Below are 17,038 nucleotides of genomic sequence, written 5' to 3'. Positions count from 1 at the left end.
CCGAAGGCGGTGCCGAACGGACATCATACCCGGTTCTTATGGCTCCTAGGGACCTGCGGCATAGGTGCGTTACCCTACCGACATGACCCTGCGTCCCTTACTCGCACTGGCCGTGCTGGCGTTCGTTCCGGCGTGTTCGAATCCCGAGCCCGCTCCGGCCGCCACCTCGGCCGCCGCTACCTCGGCGGCGCCGGCCGACCGCAAGTACCTGCTCGAGCGCGTGGACGACGCGTCGGTGGTGCAGTTGTATGCCGACGGGTTCTCGGCGCTGCCCGTGAAGCAGAAGACGCTGATTTGGCACCTCTACCAGGCAGCCCTTGCCGGCCGCGACATCTTCATCGACCAGAAGCACAAGGACGCGCTCGAGATGCGCGGCATTCTCGAACGGATCGTCGCAAATCCCCAGGGCGTGGACGCGGCCACGCTCGCCGAGGTGCAGCGCTACACGAAGCTGTTCTGGATCAACAACGGCCCGTACAACAACCTGACCGCGCGCAAGTTCGTGCTGAAATGCACGCCCGACGCGTTTGCCGCTGCCGCGAAGGTCGCCGGCGCCGATGCCGCCGCGGTCGCGCGGCTACAGCCCATGTTCTTCGACCCCGCCGTCGATCCGATCGTCACCAACAAGACGCCGGGCGCGGGCAACGACATCCTGCTGTCGAGCGCCAACAACTTGTACTCCGGGGTCTCGGTGGCTGACCTCAAGGGCTTCGACGAGAAGTACGGCCTGAACTCGCGGCTGGTCAAGCAACACGGCACGCTCGTCGAGGAGGTCTACAAGATCGACGGCCGCTACGGAAAGTACATCACCGAGATCGTCACGCACCTGGAGGCCGCCAAGGCGTTTGCCGAGCCGCCGATGGTGAAGGCGCTCGATGCGCTGATTGCCTTCTATCGCACGGGTGACGTGAAGGACCGCGAGGCCTACGACATTGCGTGGGTGCAGGACAAGGACTCGCCGGTTGACACCATCAACGGCTTCATCGAGGTCTATCTCGACCCGCGCGGGGTCAAGGGCGCGTGGGAAGGCCTGGTGTTCTACGTGAACCCGGAGAAGACCGAACGCATCAAGAAGCTGGCGGCCAACGCGCAGTGGTTCGAAGACCGCATGCCGTGGGACGCCAAGTACCGCAAGGCCACCGTGCAGGGCATCGTCGCCAACGCGATCGACGTCGTGGTGGAGACCGGCGACTCGGGCCCGGTGACACCGGTGGGCATCAACCTGCCGAACGACCAGGCGATTCGCGAGAAGTTCGGCAGCAAGTCGGTGGCGCTGTCGAACGTGACCGACGCCTACGCCCGCTCAGCTCCCGGCAACATGCGCAGCGAGTTCACGTGGGACGCCGCCGAAGCCGAGCGCGCCGCGAAGTACGCCGAAGAGGCCGGCAGCCTGACCACCGACATGCACGAAGTGATCGGCCACGCCTCGGGCCAGCAGGCGCCGGGCAAGAGCAACCCGCAGGCGTTGATCAAGGAGGAGTTCTCGGCCCTCGAAGAAGGCCGCGCCGACCTGGTCGGGCTTTACTTCATCGCCGACCCCAAGCTGGTCGAGCTCGGCATCATCCCGGCCGCCGACCACGAAGGCATGGTGCGGGCCGAGTACGAGGCGTACACGCGTAACGCCATCGTGCAGTTGCGCCGCATGCGCGAGGGCACGCAGATCGAGGAAGACCACATGCGCAACCGCCAGATGATTGTGCGCTGGCTGATGGCCAACACCAAGGCCATCGAGGAGCGGACGCGCGACAGCAAGACTTACCTGGTGATGGTGGATGCGAAGGCGTTCCGCGACGGCGTCGGCCGGCTGCTGGCCGAGGTGCAACGGATCAAGTCGGAAGGCGATTACGCCGCGGCCAAGAAGCTGTTCGCCACCTACGGCGTGCACTTCGACCCGAAGCTGCGCGACCAGATCGTGGCCCGCGTGGACCAGCTGAACCTGCCGTCGTACTCAGGCTTTGTCATGCCCAAGCTGACACCGGTGCTGACCAATGGCCAGGTCACCGACGTCACAATCTCGTACCCGATGGACCTGACACAGCAGATGCTCGAGTATTCCGGGGTCAGGAAATAGGGCACTATTGCCAGAAGGCCGGCACTTTAGTGCCGGCGATCTACGTATCCGACGTCCGTCCCCGATGCTCGGCCAGCCACGATGCGCTGACCGAGCCGGCATCGATTTCTCGCTGCCGCGGCCGCTTGGCCAGCCTCAGCAGCGAAAGCGCCACCACCACCAGTCCGCCGGCCACACCAATTGCCCACCACATACGTTATCCCTCACGTCGAGTGTAGGCGAGTCTCGTGCGGATAGAGCTCAACGGTCGCACAGATATTGCGTGCCGTGCACTGCGTGGTCGCCGCTCAGCTGCCCCGGCGCTATACTCCTCGCCATGATGAAGACCGCCCTCACCGCCCTCGCCTCCCTCGCGCTCCTGTCGGCCCTGATCTCCGCGCAGGCGCCGCGGCGCGAGCCCGATCCACGTTCCATGGGCGGCGGCGATTGCCGCGACAACGCGTACAACTGCGCCGACGCGCCCAATCCCCTGCCGGCTCCGGACACGGTGTGGATCGAGGAAATGACGTGGATGGACGTGCGCGACGCGCTCAAGGCCGGTACGACGACGGCCATCATCGCCACCGGCGGCATGGAACCCAACGGTCCATGGCTGGTCACCGGCAAGCACAACTACGTGCTCAAGACGAACTGCGAAGCGATCGCCCGCAAGCTTGGCAACGCGCTATGCGCGCCGATTGTGGCATTCGTCCCTGAAGGCCGCATCGATCCGCCGAGCGGCCACATGCGCAGTGCCGGCACCATCAGCCTGCGCCAGGAAACGTTCGAAGCGCTGCTGACCGACATCGCGCACAGCCTCAAGATGCACGGCTTCAAGAACATCATCATGATTGGCGACAGCGGCGGCAACCAGAACGGCCAGAAGGCGGTGGCCGACAAGCTCACCGCACAGTTCGCCGGCGCTGCGTTTGTCGCCACCATCCCCGGCTACTACACCGCCCCGCCGGGCACCCCGAATGTGCTCCGCCAGCTTGGAGTCACCAAGGACGGCATGCCAGACGATGGGCTGCACGACAGCCCAGGCATCACGCTGAACATGATGCTGACCGATCCCGACTCGGTGCGCTGGGCCGCACGGGTCAAGGCCAACAAGGCCACCATCAACGGCGTGGATATCTCGGACCTGAACCGCTCGCGCGAATGGGCGCGCGCCATCGTCGAAGCCCGCGCCACGCGGACCGTCAATTTGATCAAGCAGGCGATCGCCGAGAAGAAGCCGAGCTAACGGCTTGGCGTAGACGCCGGGGGCGAGCTCTCGGGTAGGCCGCTCTCGATGCGGGTGCGCAGCGTCCGCAACACGGCGGCCGCATCACCCTTGAGCCGGCCGTTGATGATGCCGCGAACGACGCCGCCGAACATACCGTGCAGCACGTCGAGCTGGGCGCGATTGGTGTAGGTCATGTAGCCCTGGCCGGTCTCGGGATCGCGGCTCAGGGTAATGTGCGTCAGCATGCCGTTCATGTAGCGCGAAGCGAAGATCTGCTTGCCCGCCACCGCGACCTGCGGCCCAGCGCTCCCCGTCGCGGCGCGGGTGACGCCGACGTGCATCAGGGCGACGACCGCCTTGCCGGACGAGTAGTACTCCTTGGACCAGTAGTAGAACGACTCCACCTCGGGGCCGCGGGCCTCGTGAGGCCGTTCGAGCCACGACGCCAAGCGCTGATCCGACCGGCGGATGTACGGTGAATTGGCGCGGAGCGCTGCGAACACCTCGAGGGGCTGGACCGCGTTCCGGCTGAAGGCCGGGAGGGGCACGGCGGCGAGTCCCCCGGACCGGTACACCATGAGCCGATCCAACAGCAGCCGCCGGAACACCTCTTGGATCGCCCTATCGGACCCTCGGGCGGCCACGCGACTCAAGGTTTCGATCTCCGCTGTCGACAACTTCAGCGCGCAGTCTCCTGGTCGGCACTCGCGAATCGCATCCAGGTCCCGTTGGTCGAGCTGAAGCCCATCGAGGTCGGCGAGCGAGGGTGGCTCAGAGAAACGGCGGGATGCCGGCACCGCCTTGCTGCGCTTGAGTTCCGCAACGTGACGAATCCACGAGACGAACACGTCCGAGGTCGCGTCCAGTTCGGTGATGGTGAAGATGCCGAGTTGGCCGCTCTTCGAGGGCAGAGGCTTCACGACCACTTCGCCTCGGTCGAGACGCAACAGGTCGTTCCGCGATAGCGAGACGTCTGGCTCGAACCACGTGAACGGCACTGGACCGCCGACATGAGCTCCGGCCAACGCGCCAAGCGCGGCCATACCGAACACGACCACCAGCCACCACCGTTTGAGCGTGGGCGCCTCCCGGGCCGATTCTACGATCCCCGGCACGTGGTCGGCTAGGTCAGCTTCTTGGCCAGGCGTTCTCGTTCCAGGAGCGCCTTGTCGTACGCCGCCTGCGCGGCCGCCTGGTCCTTCAGCAGGCCCTTCGCGGTCTTCGTGGCCTCGTCCAGTTCGCGCGTAATCCGCTCGCGCGTGCGCTCGGCTCGCTCCACGGCGCGGCGGGCGCGGTCGAGCGCGGCCTGGGCCTCCCGCTCGGACGCCTCCGCAAACCGCAGGCGCTCGCGGGTCATCTCGCGCTCACGCTGCGCGACCTCGGTCGCGCGCTTCTCGGTCTCGGTGGGTCTGGGCTTTGACGGACCAGCCTTGGGTTCGAGCCGCGTCGGTTCGGGCCGCGGCTTCGCGGCAATGGTAAAGCCCTCGAGCGCCTCGAAGCCGGTCCGCTTGAGCGGCCTGGTGAGCCGCCCGGGAGGGTCGGCACTGGGCAGGATGTCGAGCGTTTCGCGCACCGCGTCCACGACGGCATCCGACGCCTTGCCGCCATCGCGCTCGACGATGGTCCGCGCGGTTTGCGTGGCCCGCTTCACGGCTGCCTTGTGCGTGGCTTCGGCGCCGCGCACGTCGGGCGACTTCCCCGCCAATTGATCGCGATAGGCCGCGCGCAGCTGCTGCGACGCCTCAATCAGCTCGTCGTAGATCGGCCGCTCGAGCCAGAACAGCTGGTTCACCGCCCACGCCGCCGCGTTGGGTTTCTCGAGCGCCTTGATCTCCGCAGCTCGCGGTCCGGCGCCCTTGGCCAGGGCGTTGCGAGCAGGAGTGAACTGGTCGAGCGGCAGCTGGTAGAGCTCGGCGATCGCGTCATCCACGATGCTCAATCGTACCGCACCCTGGCACCCTGGCACCCTGGCACCTTGGCACCCTGGCACCCTGGCACCTTGGCACCTTGGCACCTTGGCACCTTGGCACCATAGGCACCTTAGGCACCCTAGGCACCCTAGTTTGAGATACCGTCATAACTCTGGCTATTCACTCTTCGAAACCCGCCTGGGCTGTCGGCGCCTATCTCACCCACCGCTTCAATCCTGAGCTGGGGATTGGCCGTATTGCGGAGATTGACGGCCGCGCCATCGTCGTGGAGTTCCCGCGCTCGGGAACCACGTTGCGCCTGGCGGCGCAGACCGACGCGCTGGTGCCAGTGGACTTGAGCCCGGGACGGCCCGTCCGCATCACCGCCACGCACGAAGAGACCACCATCAAGGCACGGCTGGCTGACGGACGCCTGACGCTGGTGAACGGTCGCACCGAACCCGCGCACGCGCTGTGGCCGCTCGAACTCGAGGGCGCGCTGATCGAGAAGCTGGTCGTCGGCGATCTCGATGACGTGGACGACTTCATCACGCGGATGAACATCCTGCACCTGCTGGCCATTCGCGAGGCCGATGGCCTGGGATCGTTCCTCGGCGGACGGGTGCGCCTGTTCCCCCACCAGCTTCACGTCGCCGAGCGCGCCAGCGCCACCGATCCCGTGCGTTGGCTCCTGGCCGACGAAGTCGGCCTCGGCAAGACCATCGAAGCGTCGCTCATCCTCAACCGCCTGGTCCACGCCGGCACCACCTACGCCAAGGCTACGGTGGTCAAGAAGGTCGAACGCTGCATGGTCGTGGCGCCAGACACGCTGACGGTGCAGTGGCTGGGCGAACTGTGGCGGAAGTATCACCAGGTGTTCACGCTGCTCGACTCGGAGCGGCTGGGCGACGTGACCAGGGATTTCGGCGACGACTTCAATCCCTTCGAGTTGCACCCGCGCACCGTGATCTCGCTGGAGATGCTGATCGCGCGGCCCCACCTGACCGATCAGGCGGTGAAGGCCGGCATCGACTTGCTGGTCGTGGACGAAGCTCAGCGCCTGCGGCGTCCTCCCGGTCACCCCGGCGAGCCGGGCTGGCGCGCGATCGCGCCGATTGCCGCGCTCGGCCGACACGTCCTGCTGCTCAGTGCCACACCCCTCGAAGACGATGCGCATGGGTTCTTCAGGCTGCTGCAGATGCTGCGGCCCGCCGAGTTCCCCGAGGGGATGAGCTTCGAGGCCCGGCTGGCCGAGGGCACGCCACTGCCGCCCTGCACCAGCTCGACGCGGCGCGCCGACATTGGCGGCCTGCCGCCACGGGTCGGCATCCCGATCGACCTGATCAATCCCAAGAGCGCCAGGCATCGCGACGCGGTGGAGACAGCGGTGCGAAGCGCGCCGGCCGCGAATGCCGTGCTCCGGCGCGACAAGATCGACCGCGTGCGCCGCGCGCTGGCCTCGGGCGCCGCGCTCACTGCGGTCCTGGCCGCAGACGACCCGCTGCGCCAGCAGGCGCAGTCCATGGACGGGTTTGATGCCCGCGTCGAGTGGTTGGCCACCAACGCCCCGAAGTGGCGGGCCGCGAAGGAGAAGACGCTGGTCTTCGTGGCGGATCGCGAGACGCTCGAGATGCTGCGGGCGGCACTGAGCCATCGCGCGCAATTGGCCACCGGCATGTTTCACGAGGCGCTGACGCCGGCCAAGCGCGACACGGAAGTGGCGCGGTTTCGCGAGATTGACGGCCCCAGCCTGCTGGTCTCCACCGAGTGTGGCGGCGAGGGCCGCAACTTCGAGTTCTGCCGCCGGCTCGTGCTGTTCGACCTGCCGTGGAAGCCGTCGGTGGTCGAGCAGCGCATCGGCCGCCTCGATCGCATTGGCCGCCGCATCCCGGTGGAGGTCGTCTACTTTCGTCCGCCCGCCGGCATTGGCCACGACGTGGTGCGCCTGTTCGAAGGGATCGGCCTGTTCCGCGAACCGCTCGCCGGGCTCGACACGCAGTTGGCGCATGTCGAGGGCGCGCTGGAGGAGATCGCGCTCGACCCGGCGGCGTCGCTGTCGGACGCGCGTTTCGACGTGCTGATTGCCGAGACCCACGCGGCCCGCTCGCGCATTCGCGAGGCGGCCTATCAGCAGCTGCATCGCGAGCCCTACCGGGCCGCGATGGGACCCGCGATCCTGGCCCGCATCCCGAAGGAACTGGACGAGCTCAACCAGGAGGTCGTCGTCACGGCATCCATTGGCCTGGGATTCACCATCGCGCATCCCAAGGGCCACCGCGTCTTCTCGATCGAGATCGGCAACGGCGCGCTGGTGGACGGCTTGCCGGGCGTCCCCGGCGGCTCGGGCTACGTGGGCACGTTCGATCGCGACGAGGCCGTCGAGAACGAAGGCATCGATTTTTTCGCGTCGGGTCACCCCCTGGTCGAAGGCATCTTCGCCTTCTACGAGGAAAGCGCACTGGGCCGTGCGGTGCGGTTCGAGATGAACATTGGCGACGAGGCCGGCGAGGGCCTGGTGGCGATCTACAAGGACGGCCCCGCATTCGAGGTGGTGGCGCTCGACGCCGACGGCAACACGCGCCTCGACTGGGCCGAAGCCGTCCTGCAGCGGCCGATCAAGGCGCGGCCCATTGGCGGCAAGGCCGCCGAAAGCCACGACTGGCGCGGCATGGTGCGCCGGCTGGGTGCGCAGCTGGATCCGGCGCGCCGCCTGCACGCACTGGCCGCACTGGTCGTGCGGCCTTATTTGGACAAAGTCTCGCCGGGCAAGGCCGGCGCGTGAACGGGACGCCGCCGCGCACGCGTCGCCTGCTCGAAGCTGTAGCCCAACCCCAGCAATTTCCCCTCGCTGAAGGCGGGCCCCAGGAACGAGAGCCCCACCGGCAGGCCGTCGGCGGTGAACCCCGCGGGCACGATCAGGTCGGGAAATCCCGTCAGGTTGGCGATGTTGGTCGCTGACGCGGCGCCTCCCCCCGGGGGTTCGGGCGGCGCGGCGACCAGGTCGGGCCGTCGCGATGCGGTGGGATAGACGATCGCATCCAGGGACTGCGCGGCAAACGCGCCTTCGGTGATCTGACGGATCAGCGGCAGGCCGTGGTCGCGCACCGCGGTGTAGCGCGCATCGTCCATCGAGCCGCTCGCCAGCTCACGTGCGAACATCGACCAACGAGTGGCATTGGGACCGGCACCGTCGGGACGCGGCGACGTCATCAGCTGCGCGCGGTCAATGATCTGCTGCAGCGTCTTCGGATAGCTGGCGCCGAGCGTCTTGAGATACGCCGAAAGCTGCACGGGGAACTCCGGATACCTGATCGCGGTATAGAACTCACCTTTCACGTCGAGCAGCCACTTCGGGAATCGCACCTCGACCACGGTCGCGCCGGCCTTCTTCATGGCGGCGACCGCCGCGTCCATCAGCCAATCGACGTCGCCGTCGGCGCCCATGAAATCGCGCGCGATAGCGATGCGCGCTCCGTTCAGCGCATCGGCTTTCAAGTACTTCGTGTAGTCGGATTCGAATCGGCCCTCGCTTCGTTTCGTGGCCTCGTCGGCTGGGTCCACGCCGGTCATCACGCCAAGCGCCACCGCCACGTCGTGGACGCTGCGCGCCATGGGTCCGGCGGTATCGAAGCTGAGCGCCAGGGGGATGATGCCGTCGCGGCTCAGCAATCCCATGGTCGGCTTGATCGCCGCGATGCCGTTCGCGGTAGCCGGGCCACGGACCGACCCGCCCGTGTCGGTGCCCAGTCCAATGGTGGCGTAGCCGGCCGCGATGGCTACGCCGGTACCACCCGACGAGCCCGACGGCGAGCGCCGAGGATCGTGCGGGTTCAGGGGCGCCCCGATGATCGAACTGCGCGCGCCGCCCGAGGCGAACTCCGACATGTTCACCTTCGCCAAGATGATGGCGCCGGCATCGCGCAGCTTCTTCACCACGAACCCATCGTCCGGCGGAACGGACCCTTCGAGCAGCACCGAGCCGCCCGTGGTCGGCAGGTCGAACGTGTCGAAGTTGTCTTTGAGGACGATGGGGATGCCGTGGAGTGGCGAGCGCTTCCCTTTCGCCTTGCGCTCCGCGTCCAGGGCGCGTGCCGTGTCGAGCGCCTTCGGATTGAGTGTAATGACAGCGCGCAGCGCCGGCCCCTTGCGATCGTAAGTCTCGATGCGGGCGAGACTCAGTTGCACCAGCTTCTCGGAGGTGAGCGTGCCCTTGTCGAAGGCGGCGTTCAGGTCGGCGACGGTCGCCGAGTCAAGGTCAAGCGCCTGCGCGCCGGCAATCCGGGACAGGCCGGCAATCAAGACGGCGGTCAGGACCAGGCGAGCGGCAACGTGCGTGCGTGGCGTCATAGGTGTGGATGATCCTCTCAGGTTCCCGCCACCATACGCATTCAAAGCGCCAATCGCAAGGATGTGACCGCGACATGAGCACTCGGATACGATGGCGGACCATGACCAGCCACCTCCGCGGATCCCTCGTCATTGCCCTGCTCGTGCTTGCCGGCGCCGGGCCGTCGCGGCTCGCCGCGCAGTCGGGGGCGGGCCATCTCGACGCCATCGCGTCGTGGGTCGCCGTGGACACCGCGACCGGCTACGAGGGACGCACTTCTCCAGCGCTGGCCGCGGCGCTCGGCTGGAGCACCGACCAGTGGGGCAATGTGGTCATGACCGTGGGATCGGGCTCGCCGCATCACGTGGTGGCCTGCGCCCTCGACCGCCCGAGCTACGCCGTCACCCAGATTCGAGACGACGGCTACCTGCGGCTGCACCGCATTGGGCGCGGCTCGCGGCATCCGCTGTGGGACCAGCAGTTCGAAGCGCAGCAGGTTCGCGTGCTGACCGCCGCCGGCCCCGTCGCCGGCGTCATCGCCCGCTCGAACGGCCACTTTGCTCAGCAGCATCGGCTGGAGACGGCGGTGGTGACCGCCGACGACCTGTGGCTCGACGTGGGCGCCGAGTCGAAAGCGGAGGTCGAGGCCCTGGGCATTGCCCTGCTCGATCCGGTTGGCCGACATCTGCCGCCGTGGCCCATGGCTGGTGGCGTGGCGGGACCTGACGCGGGGCGCCGCACCGGTTGCGCCGCCGTGGCGACATTGGCTGCAGTGGCACGCGGCCGCACGGGTCCAGGCCGCACAACCTTCGTGCTAAGCGCGCAGGAGGCCACCGGATGGGTTGGTCTCTCGTCGCTTGTCGCGAGGGCCGACCGCGTGGACCAGATCACCATTCTGGCGCCGGGCGAAGAGGCGCGCGCCGAAAGCGCGCGGACTTCGGATTCGCTGTCGAACTTCGGTGGCGTCCTCCAGGCGGCAGGCCTCAAGACCGTGAAGTGGCTGGCGCCGGCGGTTGGCCAGGCGGGTTCGCACATGGAAGTGGTGCGCGAAACTGAGGCGCGGTGGCTGCTGGCGACCGCAGCAGCTGAGGCCGGCGTGGTCGTGTCAGCCGACACGGCCTGGGTCGCAGCCCCGGCCGCTGCGCCGCTAAGAACGAGCCATGCCGATCCCGCACTAGCCGAAGCCGCGACCGCCCTCACCGTCCTCGTTGAACGTTACGGCGTGTCCGGACACGAATGGCCGGTGCGCCGGGCCGTGCTCGAGGCCCTTCCGGCGTGGGCGCGCGAACGCGCGGTCGTTGACGACATTGGCGACATCACGGTCGAGGCCGGCCCGCCGGGCCCAGCCACGGTCTTCATGGCACACCTGGACGAAGTGGGCTACGTGATCGAGGCAATCGCCGCCGACGGCACGGTGTCGTTGACCGCGCAGGGCGGCGCGGTGGCATCCGCGTGGGAAGGGCAGACGGCGCTCGTGCACTTCGATCCACCGGGCGCGCCGAGCACCATGACTGGCAGCGGCAACGACCTCGATCCGCGGTGGAAGGCGCAGTCACTCACCGCGGCAGCGCCGCCGCCGCTGCGCGGCGTGTTTCGCATCCGCGAGAAGGCCGACCGCAAGGACCCAGGCCCGTTGCAGGCGTGGTTCGGCCTGGATGCAGCCGCCCTGGCCGCGAGTGGCGTGAAGGTTGGGATGCAGGTGACCAACTACAAAGAGGGCGCGCGGATGGGGCGCACGCGCTACGTGGCCCGTGCGCTCGATGATCGCGCCGGCACGACGGCGCTCGTTCGCGCCGTCAACCGGATCGATCCCACCCAGCTCAAGAGCCGCGTGATCTTTGCGTGGTCGGTGCACGAAGAAGGGGGATTGCGTGGCGCCAACGCCATGGCGCGCCGTTTCGGCAAGACGACCGCGCGCATCTATTCGCTCGATACGTTTGTCTCGTCCGATACGCCGCTGGAGTCGCCGCACTTTGCCCATGCCCCTCTTGGTAGGGGGCCGGTGCTTCGGGCGATAGAGAACTCCAGCGTGTCGCCGGAAAGCGAACGGGCGCGCGTCGTTCGCGCGGCCCAGTCCGCAGGCATCCCGCTGCAACTTGGCCTGACGCAGGGCGGCACCGACGGATCAGCCTTTACCTATTGGGGGGCGCCAAACCAAGGACTGTCGTGGCCAGGCCGCTACAGCCATTCGCCCGGCGAAGTGCTGGACTTGCGCGACCTCGACAACCTGGTTCGCCTGGTCGTCGCGGTCGCGTCCAGTGGTGATCGCTAGGTCAGAGCCGCTTGCCCGTGACCAGCATGATGATGAGGATCAGCAGGATGATGCCGCCCAGGCTGCCGCCGATGGCCGGCCCACCCAGGTAGAAGCCACCGCCGCCAAACACCAACAACAGAATAATCAACAGCACTATCAGGTTCATCGCGCTCTCCTTGTTGTTCAGCAGTGCATCTTCGATGCCAATAGCCGAGCCGCCAAGAAGCCGATGAGCTAGGGGGATGTGGACCTTGCAATTCCCAGAACAGCACCACAAAGTGAGACATATGGAAATTCGACGGCTGAAGTTGTTCCTCACCTGTCTCGCCGCGGCGATGCTCGCCGCGCAAACCCACCCGCAAACAGCCGAGCGCCAGGCGCCGGCTGGTCGACCCAACATCCTCTTCATCGTGATGGACGACGTCGGCATCGATCAGCTCAAGGCGTTCGGTTATGGCGACGACACGCTGCCACGCACGCCGACCATCGATCAGATTGGCCGCGCCGGCGTTCGCTTCGGTAACGCGTGGGCAATGCCCGCGTGTTCAACGAGCCGCGCTTCGTTCTTCACCGGCCGCTATCCGTTGCGCACGAATGTCCAGGGCGCGCTCGGTCCCGACGATCTCGCTAACTCGCAGCTGAATCCTCACGAAATGACAGTGCCGCGGCTGCTGAAAAAGGACTATCGAAGCGCGCTGTTCGGCAAGTTCCACGTGGGGCTGCAGGGCAACAATCCCTTCCGCGATGCCATGCCGCTGTCACTTGGCTGGCACCGCTACGAGGGCCCGCTCGACGAGAGCGGCGATCCCGGGTCGATCGACACCACGGCGGGCGGCGTCGCTGCCGCCGGCAAGTCCTACTCGTGCGGGTTCGTGCCGGCCGCGGCCGATGGCGGCGCTGACGCCGGCGCCTGCTACTCGGCGAGCAGCGGGTGCGAACAGATGACGACGACCGTGCCGGGCATTCCTCCCGGTCGCACCTGCCGCGACCGTGGTGGCATTTTCGATCCCGGCAGATCGTGCACGGCCCCGACACCGGCGTACGTCGACTTCGCCACGAAGAACGGGCACTACGTGTCGCCGTACACGATCAATTACGAGAGCGGCCGTGTTGAACGGCTGCCGTCGACCGATACGCGAGCCCGCACCTTCCGCGGCACGGTGGTCGTGAACGGCGCGATCGAGTGGATCAAGCGGCAGCCGAAGCAGTCGCCCTGGATGACGACGGTCAGCTTCTCGTCGGCGCACACGCCATTGATGCAGCCTCCCGCGGCCCTGCTGGCCTCCGGCGCCGCGGCCACGAGCGGACTCGACTGCGGCAACGTCAATCAGCAGCGCATCCTGATGAACCAGATGGTCGAGGCGATGGACACCGAGATCGGACGCCTGCTGATCGAGACGGGGATCGCGCGATCGGGCCCCAACGGCCAGCTGACGTATGACCCCGCCCAATCCGACACCATGATCGTCATCGTCGGCGACAACGGCTCGCTCGGCAGCACCGTCAAGCCTCCGTTCGACCCGCCTCGCGCCAAGGGCACGGCCTACCAGACAGGTGTCTGGGTGCCGCTGATCGCGGCCGGGCCGCTCGTGCGGCAGCCGGATCGCACCGTCGCCCACATGGTCAACGTCGTGGATCTGTTCCGATTGTTCGGCGAGATCGGCGGCGTGGACGTCCCGGGCACCGTGACGCATCCGCTCGATGCCGTGTCGATGCTGCCGTATCTCACCAATCCTGCCCAGGGCAGCCTGCGCACAACGAACTTCACCCAGGTGGGCGTCAACGTGCAGGCCAACGGCGCGATGAACGGGCCGTGTCAGATCTCCTCGACCTGTACGCAGATTCCCGTCACCAAGGGCGTGTGCGAGGACAATGGCGGCATCTGGTGGGGCGCCGGTGCGACCGATCCTTTGACCACCGGCATCCCGCAGGGCGGCCTGACCCATTGCTGCGACGTGAACGTGTGGCGCGCCTCGCGCGGCCAGCCCACCTACACGATCCAGCCGCTTACGTCGGTGGCCCTGCGCAACGAGCACTTCAAGCTCGTGAGCAACATGGGCCGGCCCTACGACGCGGCTTCCAATAGCTGCGTAGGCACAGCCACCTCCACCGAGTTCTACGCGATCGACGAGCGAGCGCCGCGACCGAAACTGGACACCGCGGACAGCAATCTCTTGAAGCAAGAGCTCACGCCGATCCAGCAGCAGAACTTCAATGCGCTCAATGCCGAGCTGCAGGCGGTGTTAGGGTCTGCGCGTCCGTCCTGCCCTGGCGATGGCAACATGGACGGCGTGGTTGACGATGCGGACCGGCGGCAGTGGCAGTACTACACCGCTGGCGCGAGCGGCGGGTCCAGCTGGTACGACTTCAACCTGGACGGCAAGACCGACGGTCTCGACCTGGCGATCATCCGGGAGAACCTCGGGAAGACCTGCGCGAAATAGATTTCACGTAATTCGCCATTTCTGACGACTATCGCCTATATTGTGGTATAGTTCGACGTATATGGCGAGTTATGAAGATATCTAGTGTCCTCTCAGACGAGGCCGTCCTTCGTGAGCTTGGCACCCGACTGGCCGCTCTCCGCCTCGCCCATAACCTGACCCAGGCCACGCTGGCGCAAGAGGCGGGCGTCTCCAAGCGCACGATTGAACGGCTGGAATCGGGCGAGGTGGCCACACGGCTATCGGCCCTGGTCCGCGTCTGCCGGGTGCTGGGCTTGGTCGACCGGCTCGATGCCCTGGTGCCGGTGGCCACGCCCGGGCCGGTGGAACAGTTGAAGCGGGCTGGCCGCGAACGCCGGCGCGCGTCGAAGCCGCGTCTGCCGGCCGCTGCCAAGACGCGCAAGTGGACCTGGGGAGATGAGGCGTGATTGCCGAGGTTCGGCTGTGGGGCCGCACGATTGGCGCCGCCGCGATGGACGACACGCGGGCCCACGCGACCTTTCAATACACCCCTGAGTTTGTGGAGAGCGGCATCCAGGTCGCCCCACTCGTGCTCCCGCTCAGCACGCGCCCGTACGAGTTCCCCGAACTCCCCCGCCGGACCTTTCACGGCCTGCCGGGCCTGCTCGCCGATTCGCTCCCCGATCGCTTCGGCAATGCGCTAATCGATGCCTGGCTGGCGACCACCGGCCGCACGCCCGACAGCTTCAGCCCAATCGAGCGGCTCTGCTACACCGGCAGCCGCGGCATGGGCGCGCTCGAGTTTGCGCCGGCATTGGGACCCAAGCCGCGGAAGGCCACGGCGATCGACATCGACGCCCTGGTGCGACTGGCCTCAGACATTCTCACGGAGCGTCGCAATCTCAAGGGCCAGCTCTCGGCGGCAAGTCGACGAAAGGCACTCGCCGACATTCTCAAGGTTGGCACGTCGGCGGGCGGGGCGCGCGCCAAGGCGGTGATTGCGTGGAATCGCAAGACCCACGAGGTGCGATCTGGCCAGGTCGCGGCAGGACCGGGGTTCAGCTACTGGTTGCTGAAGTTTGACGGCGTCTCTGGCAACAAGGACAAGGAGCTGGACGACCCGAAGGGTTATGGCGCGATCGAGTACGCGTACTCCCTGATGGCGCGCGCGGCGGGCATCACGATCAGAGAGTGCCGGTTGCTCGAGGAAAGTGGCCGGCGGCATTTCATGACGCGCCGCTTCGATCGTTTGCCTGACGGCGGCAAGCTGCACATGCAGTCGCTCGGCGCCCTCGCCCACTTCGACTACAACCAGCCCGGCGCCTACTCGTACGAACAGGCGCTGCTGGCGATCCGCCAACTCGATCTGCCGATGGCCGCACGCGAAGAACAATTCCGCCGCATGCTGTTCAACATCGTCGCCCGCAACCAGGACGACCACGTCAAGAACATCGCGTTCCTGATGGACCGTGAAGGGCGATGGAGCCTGGCACCGGCGTTCGACATCACCTATAGCTACAACCCGTCAGGCAACTGGACGGCGACGCACCAGATGACCGTGAATGGCAAGCGTGATGGTTTCGTGATGGCCGATGTGAGGGCCGTCGAGAAGGCCGCCGGCCTGAAGCGCGGCCGCGCCGAGGCGATCCATGAGGAGGTCCGCAGCGCGGTCGTGCGGTGGCGGGATTTTGCCGCCAAGGCCAAGGTGAAGGGCGAGGTCGCCACGAAGATCTCGCGAGCGCATCGCCTCGAACTCCGGTAGGCTCCGCTCCAACTGACGGACTGCGTTAAAATTCACGCGGGAGACCGACGCCTTGATGACCGTCCCGCTCGTCCTACTTCTCCTCGTCGCCACACCGTCCAACATCGCTGGGGCATTTCCGACTCCCGACTCCCGGTTCCCGACTCCCGGCGCCGACGCCGGCGCCGGGCCGCTTGCGCAGGCGCCGCCGGCCGCAGCCACCACCGCGGTGCTGACGATCACGCCGCCGACCTACGACACCCAGATCGAACTCGACGGCACACTGGTCGCCGGCACGGGCGCCACCCGGATCCTGGAGACGCCACCGCTGGCGGCTGGCCGCACCTATCAGTATCGGCTCGTTGCGAGGTGGGACCCGAATACCTACACCAAGATGACACGCACGAAGATCGTGACCCTCCGGGGCGGCGATCGCCTGAGCATCGATCTCACGGTTGACGATCCGGCCGATCGCGTGTCCGTGATCTATGTGCCGACGCCGGATTTCGTGGTGGCGGAAATGGTGAGGCTCGCCGGCATCACCGCCAACGATGTGACCTACGAGCCGGGGGTCGGCGATGCGCGCATTACCATTGCCGCCGTGAGGGCAGGCGCCCGCCGAGCGGTGGGCATCGATCTGGATCCCGAGCGCGTGGCCGAGTCACGTGAGAACGTCAAAGCCGCCGGCCTGACCGACAAGATCGACATTCGCCTCGGCGATGCCCTCGAGCAGCCGGACCTCGGACAGATGACGGTGGTGCTGCTGTACATGGGCGATCACTTCAACATGCTGATCCGTCCGTATCTCTGGAAGCAGCTACCCGTCGGCGCGCGCGTCGTCTCGCACCGGTTCCTGATGGGCGACGACTGGCCGCCGGACCGCACCGTGAGCGTGCCGGACGAGTACGGCCTGAGCTACGACGTGCACCTGTGGACGATCACCGCAGCGCATAAGCGGTAACGTCGCAGTCTTAGAGGGCCCGCACGGCAATCATCGGCTCGACCGACGCGGCCCGGCGGGCCGGCCAGCGACCGGCCGGCATCGAGCAAATCGCGCCAGAGCCCCGTGATCATGCCGCCGATTACATTACAAACTACTTTGCTAAGTAAAGCCAGGCCCGCA

Annotated in this window: 13 protein-coding genes; 8 read left to right on the top strand and 5 right to left on the bottom strand. The window is 67.0% G+C overall.

Annotation, left to right across the window (positions count from 1 at the left end):
• Positions 1-82 precede the first annotated feature (82 nt).
• Positions 83-2,071: a peptidase M49 gene (locus Q8T13_19195; GenBank protein ID MDP3719892.1), complete on the top strand. Its 1,989-nt coding sequence runs from the start codon at positions 83-85 to the stop codon at positions 2,069-2,071.
• A gap of 40 nt (positions 2,072-2,111) precedes the next feature.
• Here the strand turns inward: Q8T13_19195 and Q8T13_19190 are convergent, their stop codons facing one another.
• The gene (locus Q8T13_19190; GenBank protein MDP3719891.1) at positions 2,112-2,264 is read right to left on the bottom strand and encodes a hypothetical protein; all 153 of its coding nucleotides are present in this window, start codon (positions 2,262-2,264) and stop codon (positions 2,112-2,114) included.
• A gap of 123 nt (positions 2,265-2,387) precedes the next feature.
• Here Q8T13_19190 and Q8T13_19185 point away from each other — a divergent pair, with 123 nt between their 5' ends.
• Positions 2,388-3,296: a creatininase family protein gene (locus tag Q8T13_19185; protein MDP3719890.1), complete on the top strand. Its 909-nt coding sequence runs from the start codon at positions 2,388-2,390 to the stop codon at positions 3,294-3,296.
• Here the strand turns inward: Q8T13_19185 and Q8T13_19180 are convergent.
• Both Q8T13_19180 and Q8T13_19175 read right to left on the bottom strand, forming a co-directional pair.
• Positions 3,293-4,393 carry a hypothetical protein gene (locus Q8T13_19180; GenBank protein ID MDP3719889.1) on the bottom strand — a complete coding sequence of 367 codons (1,101 nt, stop codon included), beginning with the start codon at positions 4,391-4,393 and terminating at the stop codon, positions 3,293-3,295. The genes Q8T13_19185 and Q8T13_19180 overlap by 4 nt on opposite strands.
• 8 nt (positions 4,394-4,401) lie before the next feature.
• Entirely contained in the window at positions 4,402-5,208 is an 807-nt protein-coding gene (locus tag Q8T13_19175; protein MDP3719888.1) for a hypothetical protein, read from the bottom strand.
• 266 nt (positions 5,209-5,474) lie between these two features.
• On the opposite strand from Q8T13_19175, the gene Q8T13_19170 reads away from it, so the two are divergent.
• Positions 5,475-7,970, top strand: a complete 2,496-nt coding sequence (locus Q8T13_19170) for a helicase-related protein (GenBank protein ID MDP3719887.1) — start codon at positions 5,475-5,477, stop codon at positions 7,968-7,970.
• Here Q8T13_19170 and Q8T13_19165 read toward each other — a convergent pair.
• On the bottom strand, positions 7,931-9,535 hold the full coding sequence (locus Q8T13_19165) for an amidase family protein (protein MDP3719886.1): 1,605 nt from the start codon (positions 9,533-9,535) through the stop codon (positions 7,931-7,933). The genes Q8T13_19170 and Q8T13_19165 overlap by 40 nt on opposite strands.
• Before the next feature lie 101 nt (positions 9,536-9,636).
• Here Q8T13_19165 and Q8T13_19160 point away from each other — a divergent pair, with 101 nt between their 5' ends.
• A complete protein-coding gene (locus Q8T13_19160) occupies positions 9,637-11,787 on the top strand; it encodes a M20/M25/M40 family metallo-hydrolase (protein MDP3719885.1) in 2,151 nt (716 codons plus the stop codon).
• Position 11,788: 1 nt separating this feature from the next.
• On the opposite strand, the gene Q8T13_19155 is transcribed toward Q8T13_19160, so the two are convergent.
• A complete protein-coding gene (locus Q8T13_19155) occupies positions 11,789-11,935 on the bottom strand; it encodes a DUF3309 domain-containing protein (GenBank protein ID MDP3719884.1) in 147 nt (48 codons plus the stop codon).
• A gap of 121 nt (positions 11,936-12,056) precedes the next feature.
• Between Q8T13_19155 and Q8T13_19150 the strand changes: the two genes are divergently transcribed.
• The 4 genes from Q8T13_19150 to Q8T13_19135 all read left to right on the top strand — a co-directional run bounded on the left by Q8T13_19150 (position 12,057) and on the right by Q8T13_19135 (position 16,876).
• A complete protein-coding gene (locus Q8T13_19150; GenBank protein MDP3719883.1) occupies positions 12,057-14,213 on the top strand; it encodes a sulfatase-like hydrolase/transferase in 2,157 nt (718 codons plus the stop codon).
• 71 nt (positions 14,214-14,284) lie between these two features.
• On the top strand, positions 14,285-14,641 hold the full coding sequence (locus Q8T13_19145; GenBank protein MDP3719882.1) for a helix-turn-helix transcriptional regulator: 357 nt from the start codon (positions 14,285-14,287) through the stop codon (positions 14,639-14,641).
• Complete coding sequence (locus Q8T13_19140) at positions 14,638-15,936, top strand: HipA domain-containing protein (protein MDP3719881.1); 1,299 nt, start codon at positions 14,638-14,640, stop codon at positions 15,934-15,936. Before Q8T13_19145 ends, Q8T13_19140 begins: the two co-directional genes overlap by 4 nt.
• Positions 15,937-15,991: 55 nt before the next feature.
• A complete protein-coding gene (locus Q8T13_19135; protein ID MDP3719880.1) occupies positions 15,992-16,876 on the top strand; it encodes a TIGR03000 domain-containing protein in 885 nt (294 codons plus the stop codon).
• The last annotated feature ends 162 nt before the right edge of the window (positions 16,877-17,038 follow it).

It is taken from the genome of Acidobacteriota bacterium (assembly GCA_030697165.1).
Classification (GTDB): Bacteria; Acidobacteriota; Vicinamibacteria; order Vicinamibacterales; family UBA2999; genus 12-FULL-67-14b.
This window is presented reverse-complemented; position numbering and strand designations above follow the sequence as displayed.